The sequence below is a fragment of the Mycobacterium sp. AMU20-3851 genome, assembly GCF_043974665.1.
Taxonomy (GTDB): domain Bacteria; phylum Actinomycetota; class Actinomycetes; order Mycobacteriales; family Mycobacteriaceae; genus Mycobacterium.
The window spans coordinates 5,065,587-5,080,310 of sequence record NZ_CP146371.1 but is presented as its reverse complement, the minus strand read 5'-3'; the positions used below and the strand labels follow the sequence as shown (position 1 = coordinate 5,080,310).

At 68.1% G+C, this 14,724-nt stretch carries 18 protein-coding genes; 15 read left to right on the top strand and 3 right to left on the bottom strand.

Features of this window, described 5'->3' with window-relative positions:
- Positions 1 to 14: 14 nt before the first annotated feature.
- The 6 genes from proC to V4U86_RS24270 all read left to right on the top strand — a co-directional run bounded on the left by proC (position 15) and on the right by V4U86_RS24270 (position 4,589).
- Positions 15 to 866: a pyrroline-5-carboxylate reductase gene (gene proC / locus V4U86_RS24295; RefSeq protein ID WP_395308409.1), complete on the top strand. Its 852-nt coding sequence runs from the start codon at positions 15 to 17 to the stop codon at positions 864 to 866.
- A 137-nt stretch (positions 867 to 1,003) separates the two neighbouring features.
- On the top strand, positions 1,004 to 1,234 hold the full coding sequence (locus tag V4U86_RS24290; protein WP_057170115.1) for a cell division/environmental response transcriptional regulator: 231 nt from the start codon (positions 1,004 to 1,006) through the stop codon (positions 1,232 to 1,234).
- 114 nt (positions 1,235 to 1,348) lie between these two features.
- A complete protein-coding gene (locus tag V4U86_RS24285; protein WP_003402602.1) occupies positions 1,349 to 1,450 on the top strand; it encodes a 30S ribosomal protein bS22 in 102 nt (33 codons plus the stop codon).
- 29 nt (positions 1,451 to 1,479) lie between these two features.
- On the top strand, positions 1,480 to 2,535 hold the full coding sequence (locus V4U86_RS24280) for an SDR family oxidoreductase (protein WP_395308408.1): 1,056 nt from the start codon (positions 1,480 to 1,482) through the stop codon (positions 2,533 to 2,535).
- Positions 2,536 to 2,571: 36 nt separating this feature from the next.
- Complete coding sequence (locus V4U86_RS24275) at positions 2,572 to 3,627, top strand: lysophospholipid acyltransferase family protein (protein ID WP_395308407.1); 1,056 nt, start codon at positions 2,572 to 2,574, stop codon at positions 3,625 to 3,627.
- A 116-nt stretch (positions 3,628 to 3,743) separates the two neighbouring features.
- The gene (locus tag V4U86_RS24270) at positions 3,744 to 4,589 is read left to right on the top strand and encodes a hypothetical protein (RefSeq protein ID WP_395308406.1); all 846 of its coding nucleotides are present in this window, start codon (positions 3,744 to 3,746) and stop codon (positions 4,587 to 4,589) included.
- 68 nt (positions 4,590 to 4,657) lie between these two features.
- Here the strand turns inward: V4U86_RS24270 and V4U86_RS24265 are convergent, their stop codons facing one another.
- The gene (locus V4U86_RS24265; RefSeq protein ID WP_395308405.1) at positions 4,658 to 5,188 is read right to left on the bottom strand and encodes an FAS1-like dehydratase domain-containing protein; all 531 of its coding nucleotides are present in this window, start codon (positions 5,186 to 5,188) and stop codon (positions 4,658 to 4,660) included.
- Between the two features lie 26 nt (positions 5,189 to 5,214).
- Positions 5,215 to 6,015 carry an HAD family hydrolase gene (locus tag V4U86_RS24260; protein ID WP_395308404.1) on the bottom strand — a complete coding sequence of 267 codons (801 nt, stop codon included), beginning with the start codon at positions 6,013 to 6,015 and terminating at the stop codon, positions 5,215 to 5,217.
- Positions 6,016 to 6,053: 38 nt separating this feature from the next.
- On the opposite strand from V4U86_RS24260, the gene V4U86_RS24255 reads away from it, so the two are divergent.
- From V4U86_RS24255 to V4U86_RS24215, 9 genes are all read left to right on the top strand, one after another.
- Complete coding sequence (locus V4U86_RS24255; protein ID WP_395308403.1) at positions 6,054 to 6,305, top strand: glutaredoxin family protein; 252 nt, start codon at positions 6,054 to 6,056, stop codon at positions 6,303 to 6,305.
- Positions 6,306 to 6,355: 50 nt separating this feature from the next.
- On the top strand, positions 6,356 to 7,702 hold the full coding sequence (locus V4U86_RS24250) for a glutamyl-tRNA reductase (protein WP_395308402.1): 1,347 nt from the start codon (positions 6,356 to 6,358) through the stop codon (positions 7,700 to 7,702).
- 33 nt (positions 7,703 to 7,735) lie between these two features.
- Entirely contained in the window at positions 7,736 to 8,671 is a 936-nt protein-coding gene (gene hemC / locus V4U86_RS24245) for a hydroxymethylbilane synthase (RefSeq protein WP_395308401.1), read from the top strand.
- Positions 8,668 to 10,332, top strand: a complete 1,665-nt coding sequence (locus V4U86_RS24240; RefSeq protein WP_395308400.1) for a uroporphyrinogen-III synthase — start codon at positions 8,668 to 8,670, stop codon at positions 10,330 to 10,332. The genes hemC and V4U86_RS24240 overlap by 4 nt, the downstream gene beginning before the upstream one ends.
- Before the next feature lie 77 nt (positions 10,333 to 10,409).
- Positions 10,410 to 11,342 carry a porphobilinogen synthase gene (hemB, locus tag V4U86_RS24235; protein ID WP_395312197.1) on the top strand — a complete coding sequence of 311 codons (933 nt, stop codon included), beginning with the start codon at positions 10,410 to 10,412 and terminating at the stop codon, positions 11,340 to 11,342.
- A complete protein-coding gene (locus V4U86_RS24230) occupies positions 11,330 to 11,764 on the top strand; it encodes a hypothetical protein (RefSeq protein WP_395308399.1) in 435 nt (144 codons plus the stop codon). Before hemB ends, V4U86_RS24230 begins: the two co-directional genes overlap by 13 nt.
- Positions 11,765 to 11,776: 12 nt before the next feature.
- Positions 11,777 to 12,220 (top strand): hypothetical protein, encoded by a 444-nt coding sequence (locus V4U86_RS24225; RefSeq protein ID WP_395308398.1) that lies wholly within the window; start codon positions 11,777 to 11,779, stop codon positions 12,218 to 12,220.
- Entirely contained in the window at positions 12,217 to 12,708 is a 492-nt protein-coding gene (locus tag V4U86_RS24220) for a DUF3093 domain-containing protein (RefSeq protein WP_395308397.1), read from the top strand. The genes V4U86_RS24225 and V4U86_RS24220 overlap by 4 nt, the downstream gene beginning before the upstream one ends.
- Positions 12,705 to 12,938, top strand: a complete 234-nt coding sequence (locus V4U86_RS24215; protein ID WP_395308396.1) for a hypothetical protein — start codon at positions 12,705 to 12,707, stop codon at positions 12,936 to 12,938. The genes V4U86_RS24220 and V4U86_RS24215 overlap by 4 nt, the downstream gene beginning before the upstream one ends.
- Here the strand turns inward: V4U86_RS24215 and V4U86_RS24210 are convergent.
- The gene (locus tag V4U86_RS24210; RefSeq protein WP_395308395.1) at positions 12,935 to 14,683 is read right to left on the bottom strand and encodes an HNH endonuclease signature motif containing protein; all 1,749 of its coding nucleotides are present in this window, start codon (positions 14,681 to 14,683) and stop codon (positions 12,935 to 12,937) included. The genes V4U86_RS24215 and V4U86_RS24210 overlap by 4 nt on opposite strands.
- Positions 14,684 to 14,724: the final 41 nt, after the last annotated feature.

Sequence of the window (14,724 nt, the reverse complement as noted above, 5' to 3'; positions counted from 1 at the left end):
GGAAACTGCACCCCGTGGCAAGAATTGCGATCATCGGCGGAGGAAGTATCGGCGAAGCACTGCTCTCGGGGTTGTTGAGGGCAGGCCGGCAGGTCAAGGATCTGGCCGTCGCCGAGAAGAATCCGGACCGGGCCAAACAGCTGGCCGAAACCTATTCGGTGCTGGTGACGTCGGTGGCCGACGCCGCCGAGAACGCCACCTACATCGTCATCGCGGTGAAGCCCGCCGACGTGGAGTCGGTGACCGCGGAGATCGCCGAGGCGGTGGCCAAGGCGGACGGCGAGAGCGAGGAGCAGGTCTTCGTCAGCGTGGCGGCCGGCGTCAGCACCGCGTTCTACGAGGCCAAGTTGCCCGCAGGCGCCCCGGTGGTGCGGGTCATGCCGAATGCCCCGATGGTGGTCGGCGGCGGCGTCAGCGCGCTGGCAGCGGGCCGCTTCGCGACGGCCGAACAGCTCAAGGAGGTGTCGGCGATCTTCGACACCGTCGGCGATGTGCTCACGGTGGCCGAGACGCAACTGGACGCGGTCACCGCGGTGTCCGGTTCTGGTCCCGCGTATTTCTTCCTGATGGTCGAGGCGCTCGTGGACGCCGGGGTGGACGCCGGCCTCAGCCGGGAGGTCGCCACCGAACTCGTGGTGCACACCATGGCCGGGTCGGCAGCGATGCTGCTCGACCGCCGCGACAGCAACCCGCCGGGTGTCATGGACACCTCGGCGGCCGCCCTGCGGGCCATCATCACGTCCCCGGGCGGCACCACCGCGGCTGGTCTGCGGGAACTCGAGCGAGGAGGGCTGCGCAGTGCCGTCTCCGACGCCATCGCGGCCGCAAAAAAGCGCTCTGAGCAGCTAGGAATTACATCCGAGTAGTTCACCAATTTCGGACGGATTAGCCCACACCCGTCGCAATAACCCCAATGGCCACGCTATTCTCCTCGTGTATGCACGCGTACGTGCCAGCGGTGGGGAAGCCGCTGGCCCGGCCGTGCCTTATGGATTGGGTTGCGATGACGTCATTGAACGGGCCATCGGCGCGGGATTCCGCCGGCGACGGCCAGCCGAAGGCGCAATTTCTCACTGTTGCCGAAGTGGCAAGTCTGATGCGGGTGAGCAAGATGACCGTCTACCGGCTGGTGCACAACGGCGAACTGCCGGCGGTGCGGGTCGGTCGGTCGTTCCGGGTGCACGCCAAGGCGGTTCACGATCTGTTGGAGACGTCGTACTTCGACGCAGGCTGATCGCACCGGGACCAGGGCAGGTCCGAGGGCATTGCGGGGACGCGTTTTCCGCTATGCCAGGGTGCCCGGGTAAGGTAATTCGGTCAGTTCACTCATCGGTAGGTAGCGGAGTTCATGGGTTCAGTCATCAAGAAGCGGCGTAAGCGCATGTCGAAGAAGAAGCACCGGAAGCTGCTTCGTCGCACTCGGGTGCAGCGCAGAAAACTCGGTAAGTAGTTTTCGGCTCTCGCCGATAGGCTGGCCCGATGGATGCGCAGGCGACCGAACCCAAGGTGGTGCTGGTCACCGGCGCCTGCCGGTTCCTGGGCGGTTACCTGACGGCCCGCCTGGCGCAGAACCCCGCGATCGACCACGTCATCGCGGTCGATGCCATCGCGCCGAGCAAGGATCTGCTGCGCCGGATGGGGCGCGCCGAGTTCGTGCGCGCCGACATCCGCAACCCGTTCATCGCCAAGGTCATCCGAAACGGTGACGTCGACACCGTCGTGCATGCCGCGGCGGCCTCGTACGCGCCGCGGGCCGGCGGTCGGGCGACCCTCAAAGAGCTGAACGTCATGGGCGCGATCCAGTTGTTCGCGGCCTGTCAGAAGGCGCCGTCGGTACGCCGGGTGATCCTCAAGTCCACCTCCGAGGTGTACGGGTCGAGCCCGCGGGACCCCGTGCTGTTCACCGAGGACACCGGCGCGCGCCGTCCCCCGGCGGACGGGTTCGCTCGTGACAGCATCGACATCGAGGGTTACGCCCGTGGGCTGGCCCGACGTCGTCCGGACATCGCGGTGTCTATTTTGCGGCTGGCCAACATGATCGGACCCGCCATGGACACCGCGCTGTCCCGGTACCTGGCCGGCCCGGTGGTGCCCTCGGTGCTGGGACACGATGCGCGTCTTCAGTTGCTGCACGAACAGGACGCCCTGGGTGCGCTGGAGCGGGCCACCATCGCCGGCCGGCCCGGCACCTTCAACATCGGCGGGTCCGGGATCATCATGATGAGTCAGGCGATCCGCAGGTCCGGCCGCATCGCGTTGCCGGTGCCCCGGTCCGCGCTGGCCGCAGTCGATTCACTCAGGCGCGCAACGCGTTACACCGAACTTGATCGTGAGCAGTTGAATTACCTGAGCTACGGCCGGGTGATGGACACCGCGCGCATGCGCAACGACCTAGGGTATAACCCTAAGTGGACGACAACGGAGGCTTTTGACGATTACGTGCGGGGACGTGGTCTGACTCCGATCGTCGACCCGAAATGGGTACGCTCGATGGAGAGTCGTGCAGTGGCGTTGGTACAACGCGTCGGTGGGTGATCAGACTCGATATCGGGCCGGGGAGAGGGATATCGCGTGTCGGGTGATTCAAAGGCGAAAGTGATTCCACTGCATGCCAATTCGAGTCGATCCACGGCTGCGCGCCGGGCAGCTCAACGCGCCGACAGTGCACGCAGACATCCGTCCCTGCTGACCGATCCCGATACCCGGGCTTCCGCTGATCAGATGGCCGCGGTGGTCCGCGAGATCGATCAGAGCAGGGGAGCCGCGGCCGCCGAGGACACTCCCAACGACTGGGCGAAAGCGATCACCGCTCTCGCCGATTTCGTCACCAAGCGGATGACCGGCGACTACACCGTCGACGAGTTCGGCTTCGACGAACACCTCAACGACGCCGTCGTGCTGCCCGTGCTGCGCACCCTGTTCCGGTCCTGGTTCCGGGTCGAGGTCAGCGGTATCGAGAATCTCCCGCTGGACGGGGCTGGGCTCGTCGTCGCCAATCACGCCGGTGTGCTGCCGTTCGACGCGTTGATGCTGTCGGTGGCGGTGCACGATCATCACCCGCGCAACCGGGTGTTGCGCTCGCTGGCCGCGGACCTGGTCTTCGACCTGCCGGGGGTCGGCCAGGCCGCGCGCAAGGCGGGCCACACCGTCGCGTGCACCTCCGATGCGCACCGACTGCTCGGCGCCGGTGAGCTGACCGCGGTGTTCCCGGAGGGTTTCAAGGGGCTGGGCAAGCCCTTCAAGGATCGCTACAAGCTGCAGCGGTTCGGCCGGGGTGGGTTCGTCTCGGCGGCCCTGCGCGCCCAGGTGCCGATCGTGCCGTGCTCGATCGTCGGATCCGAGGAGATCTACCCCAAGGTCGGGGACCTCAAGCTGCTGGCGCGGGTGCTGGGCCTGCCGTATTTCCCGGTGACCCCGTTGTTCCCGCTGGCCGGGCCGCTCGGGCTGGTCCCGTTGCCGTCCAAGTGGCACATCAAGTTCGGCGAGCCGATCTCCACCGACGGCTACGACGAGTCGGCCGCCGATGATCCGATGGTGACCTTCGAGCTGACCGACCAGGTCCGCGAGACCATCCAGCACACCCTCTATCAGCTGCTGGCCAACCGTCGGAACACCTTCCTGGGCTGAGCTCATCGCTCGCGTGAGATCGACGTTTTCGCGGTCGAATGTGCGTCTCGAGCGCAAAAGTGTCGATCTCACGAGTTCAATGGAGCCGATCCGGCTTCGGGTGCGTCTGAACAGATGTGCAGATCCCGTTCGTCGGCGCCGACGCGGTCGCTTCCGGTGAGCTGACTCCGTTCGCGTTGCGTCGCTGGTATCGGCCCATCTATCGGGGGATCTATGTGCCGGCCGAGCATGAGGTCTCGTTGCGGGACCGGGTGCGCGGCCTTGGCTTGACCGCACCCGGCGCAGTCGTCGCCGGGGTCGCGGCGTCCGCGGTGCATGGGGCGAGGTGGGTGGCCGCCGACGAGCCGATCGAAGTTGTCATAAGCGGCCGCCGGACCCAACCCGGTCTGATCGTCCGAAATGACAGCCTGCACCCTGACGAGATCACGAGCGTTGCGGGAGTGCGGGTCACCACTTTGGCACGGACCGCCTTCGACCTGGCCAGATGCCGTCCGCGTGACGAGGCGGTGGCCAGGTTGGATGCACTTCGGCGGGCCCGCAGGTTCGCCACCGGTGACGTGCTGATGCTGGGCGAGCGCCATCCGCGGGCGCGGGGGTTGAGGCGGCTTCGCACCGCGTTACCGCTGGTGGACGGCGGCGCGGAATCCCCGAAGGAAACCTGGTTGCGGTTGCTGTTCGTCGATGCCGGGTTACCCAGGCCGACAACCCAGTTGGTGGTCTACGACGAGGACGGGTTCTACGTCCGGCGAATCGACATGTGCTGGCCGGAGTTCAAGGTGGGCGCGGAGTATGACGGTCAGCAGCATCTGACCAGCCGCAACGATTACGTGAACGATGTGCGGGTGGCGCGGATTCTACGGCGGCTCGGGTGGCACATCTTGCATGTGATCAAGGAAGACAGACCCGGCGACATTGTCGCGGAGGCGCGTGAAGCACTGCTGGCACGAGGCTGGCGTCCGTGAAATCGACGAAAATGCGCTCGAAACGGCCCCGGGGCCGCGGAAACGTCGATCTCGGCGCGCAGCGCGGTTCACGCCCGCTGGTTGGCGACCATCTTCGCGATGGCCGCGTCGCGGGCCGCGGCGATCTGCGCGCTGACCTCACTGGCCTCGCTGTCGCTCTGGGCCTCGCCGAGCATGGTGACCACCGTGGTCATGATCGGGTTGCCGTCGTCGTCGCTGACCTCGGTGCGGATCTCGCTGATCACGGTGCCGTGCGATTCGATGACCGAATCCAGGTACGTGTCGAACCACAGCTTGTCGCCGACCTTGATCGGGCGGTGGAAGATCAGCTTCTGATCGCGGTGCAACACCCGCTCCAAGTTGATCGGCACATCGAAGTGGTTGAACAGCTCCAACTGCACCCGGCGGCCGGCCACCGCGATGAAGGTCAGGGACGCGACCAGCCCGTCGTGACCGTGCTCGGCGGCGGCCTCCTCGGAGTGATGCGCGGGATGCTCGTCCTGGACGGCGGTCGCGAACTCGCGGACCTTCTCGCGTCCGACCTCGAAATAGTCGGGGTACCGGAAGTGGGTTCCGACGATTTCCTCAGCGATTCCCATGGCCGGTCAGCCTAGCAGCGCGCAGATCAGCGACCCGCGTCGCGCCGGGAGGCCACCGCGGCCAGCGCCCCGCCGACCGCGCCCAGCGCGAGCGCCGACGGCACCCCGATCCGGGCCGCCTTGCGGGCGGTCCGGAAGTCACGGATCTCCCAGCCGCGTTCGCGGGCCACATCGCGCAGCGCTGCGTCCGGGTTGATCGCCACCGCCGTCCCGACCAGGGACAGCATCGGCACGTCGTTGAAACTGTCCGAGTAGGCCGTGCACCGGCGCAGGTTCAGGCCTTCCCGGATGGCCAGAGACCGCACCGCGTGCGCCTTGCCCGCCCCGTGCAGGATGTCGCCGACCAGCCGCCCGGTGAACACCCCGTCGACCGATTCCGCGACGGTGCCCAGGGCACCGGTCAGACCGAGCCTGCGCGCGATCGTGTCGGCCAACTCGAACGGCGTCGCGGTCACCAGCCACACCTGCTGACCTGCGTCGAGGTGCATCTGCGCCAGTGCGCGGGTGCCGGGCCAGATCTTGTCGGCGATGATCTCGTCGTAGATCTCCTCGCCGAGCTCCACCAGTTCCGCGGTCGACCGGCCCTCGATGAAGGCCAGCGCCTTCTGCTTGCCCTCGGCGACGTCGTCGCTGTTCTCCTTGCCGGTGAACTGGAACTTGGCCTGCGCGTACACGATCCCGAGGATGTCGGAGTAGGTGAAGTACTTACGGGCGGCCAGCCCGCGGGCAAAGTGCACCAGCGAGGACCCGTGCACCAACGTGTTGTCGACGTCGAAGAACGCGGCCGCGGTCAGATCCGGCGGCGGCGGCGGGGGCGTCTCGGACACCGTTCAACATTAGGTCACCGACGCGCGATACTGGGGGCGTGGACCATCAGGTGGTGTTGCTCACACGAGCCGGCTGCAGCATGTGCCAGCGCGCGGCTCAGACGTTGACCGCGCTGGCGGACGAACTGGGCTTCACGCTCGATTCCACCGACGTGGACGCCGCGGCGGCGGCCGGGGATAGCACCCTGCGGGCCGAGTTCGGAGACCGGCTGCCGGTGGTGCTGCTGGACGGGGCCGAGCACAGCTACTGGGAAGTGGACGTACCCCGGTTGCGTACCGACCTCAGCTAATTTGGTAGCTACGTGGTGAACGATTAACTTAGATCTGTGGTGATGATGCCGTGAGCGTGCTGCTATTCGGGGTTTCGCATCGCAGTGCGCCGGTATCCGTACTGGAGCAGTTGAGCACTGACGAGTCCGATCAGGCCAAGATCATCGACGAGGTTCTGCGGTCGTCGCTGGTCACCGAGGCCATGGTGCTTTCGACCTGCAACCGCGTCGAGGTATACGCGGTGGTCGAGGCCTTCCACGGTGGCCTGTCGGTCATCGGCCAGGTGCTCTCCGAGCACTCCGGGATGGGACTCAACGATCTAACCAAATACGCCTACGTGCGGTACGCCGAGGCTGCCGTCGAGCATCTGTTCGCCGTCACCAGCGGTCTGGATTCCGTGGTCATGGGTGAACAGCAGGTGCTCGGCCAGGTGCGACGCGCCTACGCGGCTGCCGAAGCCAACCACACCGTCGGCCGCACCCTGCACGAGTTGGCCCAGCGCGCACTGTCGGTGGGCAAGCGGGTGCACACCGAGACGGGCATCGATTCCGCCGGAGCCTCGGTGGTCTCGGTGTCGCTGGAGATGGCCCAGAAGCGGCTCGACCAAGGCCTGGTCGGCAAGACCGCCGTAGTGGTCGGCGCCGGCGCCATGGGCGCGCTGGCCGGCAAGCACCTGGTTCGCGCCGGGGTGGACCGCATCGACGTGGTGAACCGCTCGCTGCCGCGGGCCCGTCGTCTCGCCGAGAACATCGCCGAACTCGGCGTCACCGCCAACGCCTACTCCCTCGACGACATCTCCACCGTGCTGGCCACGGCCGACGTCGTGGTCAGCAGCACCGGCGCGGTGCGCCCGGTGATGTCGCTGGCCGATGTGCACCACGGTCTGGCGGCCCGCGACGGCGACCGGCCGCTGGTGATGTGCGACCTCGGTATGCCCCGCGACATCGACCTCGCGGTGGCTGGGCTGCCCGGCGTGCACGTCATCGACATGGACCGCATCCAGCGCGAGCCGACCGCCCGCGCGGCGGCCTCGGACGCCGATGCGGCCCGGTCCATCGTGGCCGCCGAGGTTGCCAACTACCTGGCCGGCCAGCGAATGGCCGAAGTCACCCCGACCGTCACCGCGCTGCGCCAGCGCGCGGCCGACGTCGTCGAGGCCGAACTCCTCCGCCTGGACAACCGCTTGCCCGGCCTGGACGCGACGCATCGCGACGAGGTGGCCCGGACGGTACGCCGAGTGGTCGACAAACTGCTGCACGCCCCCACGGTGCGGGTGAAGCAGCTGGCCGGCGCCCCCGGTGGCGACAGCTATGCCGAAGCCCTGCGGGAGCTCTTCGAGCTCGACCCGCAGGCCGTCGACGCGGTTTCCGGCGGCGAATTGCCGCTGATCGCAACAGATAACGACAAGCCTGAGTAGCAGATTGGCTACTCAGCAGACGGAGCCCCAACAGTGATCAGGATCGGCACCCGCGGGAGCCTGCTCGCCACCACTCAAGCCGGGACCATCCGGGACGCACTCATCGCCAACGGCCACCCCGCCGAGTTGGTGATCGTGTCCACGGAGGGCGACCGCAATCAGGGCCCGATCGCCGACATCGGTGTGGGGGTTTTCACTGCCGCGCTGCGCGAGGCGATCCTGGACGGCACCGTCGACATGGCGGTGCACTCGCACAAAGATTTGCCGACCGCGGAGGACCCGCGGTTCAACATCGCCGCCATCCCGGCCCGTGAGGACCCCAGGGACGCACTCGTGGCGCGCGACGGTCTGGTGCTCGGGGAGTTGCCGGTCGGCTCCGTGATCGGGACGTCGAGCCCGCGACGGGCGGCGCAGCTTAGAGCACTGGGTCTCGGTTTGGAAATCCGCCCCCTACGAGGCAACCTAGACACCAGGTTGAACAGGGTAAGTAGCGGTGATCTCGACGGCGTCGTCGTCGCTCGTGCGGGTCTTGCCCGCGTCGGGCGGTTGGACGTTGTCACCGAGGCTCTGGAACCGGTGCAGATGTTGCCGGCACCGGCTCAAGGGGCTCTCGCGGTGGAGTGTCGCGGTGACGACACCGAGCTTGCCGCGGTGCTGGCGGAGTTGGACGACGCCGACACTCGCGCCGCGGTCACCGCTGAACGTGTCCTGCTCGCCGAACTGGAGGCGGGCTGTTCCGCGCCGGTGGGCGCGATCGCTGAGGTGGTCGAGTCCATCGACGAGGACGGCCGGGTCTTCGAAGAGCTGTCGCTGCGCGCGTGCGTGGCGGCGCTGGACGGATCCGACGTGATCCGTGCGTCCGGTATCGGGACTCCGGAACGGGCACGGGAGCTGGGGCTCTCGGTGGCCGCGGAGCTGTTCGAATTGGGTGCACGGGACGTGTTGGCAGATTCTGGGAGTGACAGATGACTGGGCAGGCAGGTAGCCGAGGCCGAAAGATCCGGCCCGGCCGCATTACGTTCGTGGGCTCAGGCCCGGGTGATCCAGGCCTGTTGACAACCCGTGCGCGAAACATACTCGCCAACGCGGCGACGGTCTTCACCGACCCCGATGTGCCCGAGGCGGTGCTCGCGCTGGTCGGTTCCGAACTGCCGCCGGCCTCGGGTCCCGAGCCCGCCGCCGCGGACGGTTCGGCCGCCGAGAACGCCGAGGCGGTGATGCCCGGTGGACCGGACATCCGGCCTGCCCTGGGGGACCCGGCCGAGGTCGCCAAGACCCTGGCCACCGAGGCCCGGCACGGCTACGACGTGGTCCGGCTGGTGGCCGGCGACCCGCTGTCGATCGATGCCGTCATCACCGAGGTCAACACCCTCGCCCGCACCCACCTGAATTTCGAGATCGTGCCCGGCCTGCCGGACACCACCGCGGTGCCGACGTACGCCGGTCTGCCGCTGGGCTCCTCGCACACCGTGGCCGACGTTCGGGACCCGAACGTGGACTGGGCCGCGCTGGCCGCTGCACCCGGGCCGCTGATCCTGCACGCGACGGCCTCGCACCTGGCCGACGCCGCCAAGACCCTGGTCGAGTTCGGGCTGGCGGAGAACACCCCGGCAGTCGTCACCGCACACGGCACCACCTGCCAGCAACATTCGGTGGAGACCACGCTGATCGGCTTGGGGGACAAGACGATTCTGGCTGCTGCGGAATCCAGCGGCGGAACCCCCGGCCCGCTGGCCGGGCCGCTGGTGGTGACCATCGGCAAGACCGTGGCCAACCGCGCCAAGCTGAACTGGTGGGAGAGCCGCGCACTGTACGGCTGGACCGTGCTGGTGCCGCGCACCAAGGATCAGGCCGGCGAGATGAGTGACCGCTTGGTCACCCACGGCGCGCTGCCGATCGAGGTGCCGACCATCGCCGTCGAGCCGCCGCGTAGCCCGGCCCAGATGGAAAGGGCCGTCAAGGGTTTGGTCGACGGTCGGTTCCAGTGGGTGGTGTTCACCTCCACCAACGCGGTGCGCGCGGTGTGGGAGAAGTTCAACGAGTTCGGGCTGGATGCGCGTGCGTTCTCCGGCGTGAAGATCGCCTGCGTCGGACAGGCCACCGCGGACCGGGTGCGCGCGTTCGGCATCAACCCGGAGTTGGTGCCCGCCGGTGAGCAGTCCTCGCTGGGCCTGCTCGACGAGTTCCCGCCCTACGACGAGATTTTCGACCCGGTGAACCGGGTGCTGTTGCCGCGCGCCGATATCGCCACCGAGACGCTGGCCGAGGGTCTGCGCGAACGTGGTTGGGAGATCGAGGATGTCACGGCGTACCGGACCGTGCGTGCCGCTCCGCCGCCGGCGCAGACCCGCGAGATGATCAAGACCGGTGGGTTCGACGCGGTCTGCTTCACCTCCAGCTCCACGGTGCGCAACCTGGTCGGCATCGCGGGCAAGCCGCACGCCCGCACCATCGTCGCGTGCATCGGGCCGAAGACGGCTGAAACCGCCGTGGAATTCGGTCTCCGGGTCGATGTGCAGCCGGAGACGGCAGCGGTCGGACCGCTGGTCGAGGCGCTCGCGGAGCATGCGGCGCGACTGCGTGCCGAGGGGGCGTTGCCTCCGCCGCGCAAGAAGAGCCGCCGCAGGTAAATCTCGCCGGAACAAGGAGGCGCGCGCTAGTGGCATTCCCGCTGCATCGTCCACGTCGGCTGCGCTCCACGCCCGCGATGCGCCGGCTGGTGGCGCAGACGTCGCTGGAGCCCAGGCATCTGGTGCTGCCGATGTTCGTCGCCGACGGGTTGACCGAACCGCGGCCGATCGCCTCGATGCCGGGAGTCGTTCAGCACACCCGGGATTCACTGCGCCGGGCCGCCGCTGATGCGGTGACCGCCGGCGTGGGCGGGCTGATGCTCTTCGGTGTACCGCGCGATGAGGACAAGGACCCGCAGGGTTCGGCGGGGATCGATCCGGACGGCATCCTGAACGTCGCACTGCGTGATCTGGCTGCCGACCTCGGTGATGCCACCGTGCTCATGGCCGACACCTGCCTCGACGAGTTCACCGACCACGGCCACTGTGGCGTGTTGGATGCCCGGGGCCGGGTGGACAACGACGCCACGAACGAGCAGTACGTGAAACTGGCTGTCGCGCAGGCACACTCGGGTGCGCACGTGGTCGGGCCCAGCGGGATGATGGACGGCCAGGTCGCCGCCATCCGGGAAGGACTCGACGAGGCCGGTCACGACGACGTCGCGATCCTCGCCTACGCCGCGAAGTTCGCGTCGGCGTTCTACGGTCCGTTCCGGGAGGCCGTGAGCTCGAGCCTGACCGGTGACCGGCGCACCTACCAACAGGATTCCGGCAACGCCCGCGAAGCCGTGCACGAGATCGCACTGGACATCGACGAGGGCGCGGACATGGTGATGGTCAAGCCGGCGATGAGCTACCTCGACGTGGTGGCAGCCGCCGCCGACATCTCACCGGTGCCGGTTGCCGCGTACCAGATCTCGGGGGAGTACTCGATGATCTGCGCGGCCGCCGCCAACGGCTGGATCGACCTGCAGGCCTCGGCGCTGGAATCGCTGATCAGCATTCGTCGCGCCGGTGCAGACATCGTGCTGACCTATTGGGCGGCGGAGGCCGCCGGATGGCTGGCGTGACCGAACCGTCGAGCAGCACGGACCCGGACGGGCGCCCCGAGGACATCGATACGGGTTTCTGGTTGTGGATCGCGGCGCTGCCGCTGATGGTGCTCGGGTATGTCATCGACCTGTCGACCGCGCGTCTGCCCGACGCTTCGGGCTTCATCTACGCGGTGTCCGGATTGTTCGTGGTGGTGATCGCCGCGGTGGTGGCCACCTTCGCGGTGCTGATGCGACTGGGTTATCGGTGGCCGCGCACGGTGCTGACCGCCGCCGGTCTGACCTCGGTGTTCTATTCGGTCGCCAGCCTGTTCACCGTGGACCGTCCCGAGTTGGCCGCCTTCGGCTTCGCGGCCTGCACCATCATCGGGTCGGTGCTGATCGTCGGGGGCATCGTGCTGCTGCACCGCAAAGACGCTCATCAATACCTCACCCGTTAGGCTGGCCCGGATATGACCCAACCCACATCTGCGCCGCGTCCGGCCATCGTCAACATCGCATTCTGGCTGGTAGCCGCCGGTGCGGTGCTGCTATTGGCCGGTGGCTTGCTCGGCCTGACCAGTGCGTTCGGCACGCCGCGAAGCGCGTTCGCGCCCGAACTGTCCGACGGTGAGGTGCGCAGCATCGTCATCATGCGTGGCGGGATCAGTGGCCTGCTGGTGTTGGCGGGGGTGGCGCTGAGCTTCCTGGCCGGCCGGGCCCGCAACGGAGATCTGCGCTTCCGCCGCTCGACGGTGTGGCTGTCCGCATCGCTGGTGGCACTTGTGTTCGTGCTGACGTTGCTCGCCCCGTTCGCGATCACGCCGGTGGCGCTGTTCGGGATTGTGCCGGTGGCCATCGGGGCGACGTTGTTCATGCGGCCCGCGGCCTCCGACTGGTTCCTGGAGGTGCAGTGAACGAGGGCGATACGAGCGACCCGGTGACCGCCGAGGAGGTGCTCTTCAGTGAGCCCGGCGGGACCTGGTGGTGGTTGCTGGCCGGTCCGGCGGCGGGCGGCGCGATGATGGCGATCCAGCTGTCCGGCGGCGTGGGTGTCCAGCTCGGTGTGCCCGTGGCGTTCATGATTCTGGTCAGCGGATTCTTGGCGATCCAGATCAAGGCGGCGCGGATCCACACGTCGGTGGAGTTGACGCCCACCACGCTGCGGCAGGGCACCGAGCTGGTGAACATCGCCGACATCGTCCGCATCTTCCCGGAACCCAAGCGGCACGAGACCGAGAAGTGGCAGACCTACCGTGCCTTCGGCGAGCTCAGCGGTGTGCCGCGCGGGCGCACCGGCATCGGGATCAAGCTCACCGAGGGTCGCTCTGGGCAGGCCTGGGCTCGCCGGCATCGCACCCTGCGCGCGGCGTTGGAGCAGTTGGTGGGAGAGCCGAGCTCGTGAAGCGCATCGCGCTGATCCAACTGGTGGTGGCCGGCCTCGCCCTGGTGGGGGCGGTCGTGAGCTGGCTGGCCGCGGGTTCGACCGAAAAGGTGCCGCCGATCCTGGAGGGTCAGCCCGAAATGACCACGGTGGTCTACTACCCGCCGCTGGTCGTGCTGGCGTTGTCCCTGCTCACCGCGGCCGGGGTGCTCGCGGTGCTGGGTGTCGCGAGGTTGCGCGCCTCCCGTTAGAACGGTGGCGGGTCGGGGTCGCCGTTGTTGGTGGCCCGGCTGTTGACAATGCCGCCGGGTGTGGCGTCACCTGCTGCGGTTTGTGCGAGGGCGAGTTCGGTTGCGTTGCGGGTGCGTTCGGCGTTGATGCGGTATTCGCGGTCTTGGGCGCGGGTGCGGGCCCGGGTGGGCATCATGGCGTCCCGGTGCTCGTCGTGGAGCAGGCTGATGTGTCGTGGTGGTGGGACGTCGGTGTGGATGTTCCAGTGCGGGAACAGGATCGCCGCGCCCGCGGTGGTGACATAGGTGTGTCCGGTGGGTGCGCGCCATTCTGTGCTGCCGTCGGGTCCGGCGGTGACGGTCCAGCCGTTGGGGCCGGTGCGAAATGTCTTGAGTAGATGATGTTCGCGGCAGAGCGGGCGTAGGTTGCCGGGGTGGGTGGGCCCGGCCGGCCAGGGGGTGAGGTGATCGAGGTCGCAGCGGTGCGCGGGTTTCGAGCAGCCGGGGAAGCTGCAGGTTTGCGATTGCATGCGCACGAACGCGGCCAGTGCGGTGGAGGGCCGGTATTGACGTTCGGCGGGTAGGTTCGCGGCCTCGGCCAGGGGCCGGACCTTGGCACCGGTGGCGATGAGGTCGGCCAGCATGGCCGCCGGGATGATGGCGCCGTCGAGAGTGATTCCGGCGCCGGCGCCGGCGCCGGGGTGGGTGGCCGCCGGCCGGGACTCGGGTGGCACGTGTGCGGCGGGGTCTATCGCAGGCTGGGGCTCCGGCCCCGAGGGCGCGGCCGACTGCGCCGCGGGCTGATCCGGTGTGTCCGGTTCAGGGGCCGGCTCCGGCGTGGTCTCGGGTTCGGATTTCGGCGCGGCGGACTCGGGCTCCGGCCATCCGGGTCCTTGCGGTGCCGGGGTGGGCTGGGGCCCAGTCTCAGGCGCGGGCCGTGCGCCGGATCCGGGCACCTGGTCGCTGAGTGCATAGATGACGACCGCCGTGGATCGCGGGTCTTTGCCGCTGCCTTCGCAGTCGGGGTCTCCGCATTGGCATGCCAACCGCTGTAGGGAGGGGCCGATGATGCCGAGGGTGCCCAGGGCGGCGGCGAGGCGTTCGCGCAGCGGCCGCGGATCATTGGGGCACACGGTGGCGGCCAGATCGTGCAGGCGCTGTTTGACCGCTTCCTTGTCGGTGGCCCGCAATCGCCCCCAGAACGAACACACCCCGTTCGGGTCATTGCGGTCGTCGAATTCGACGTAGAGATCCTTGGCGGCGGTCTTGGAGCGGATCACCGCGATGGGATCGAATTTCTGGACCCACAGATCGACTGCCCGGGTCAGTTTTGTTTCTGACAGGGTGCCGTAGCGGGCGGCCTCGCACGAGATCGCGGCGTCGATCAACGCCAGGGCTTCCTCGTCGATGACCAGTCGGGTGCGCCAGGCGATCTCGGCGATCACCTTCGTCGAGACGGCCCCGGTCGCGAACACCGCCGCGGTGCGGGGTAGCCGCTCCCGCAGTGCCCTGCCGATGTGCATCTGGGTGGAGGCGGCATGTTCGCCCAGGTTGCAGGCCGCGCTCACCTGGGCTTTGGCGTAGGCCCAGCCATCGATCACCACATGGGCGCTGCCGTCGTCCTCGTCATCACACTGGCGGGCGGTCACCTCGGCGATCAACGCGAGTCGGTCTGCGGCCGCGATCGCCTCGGCCCGGGTCGCGGCCGTCACCGCCGAGATGAGCGCCTCATCACTCATCCCCGCCAACGCGACCCTATCGAACATATGTGCGATTCTACCTCGACCCACCGACGCGGTATGACGCG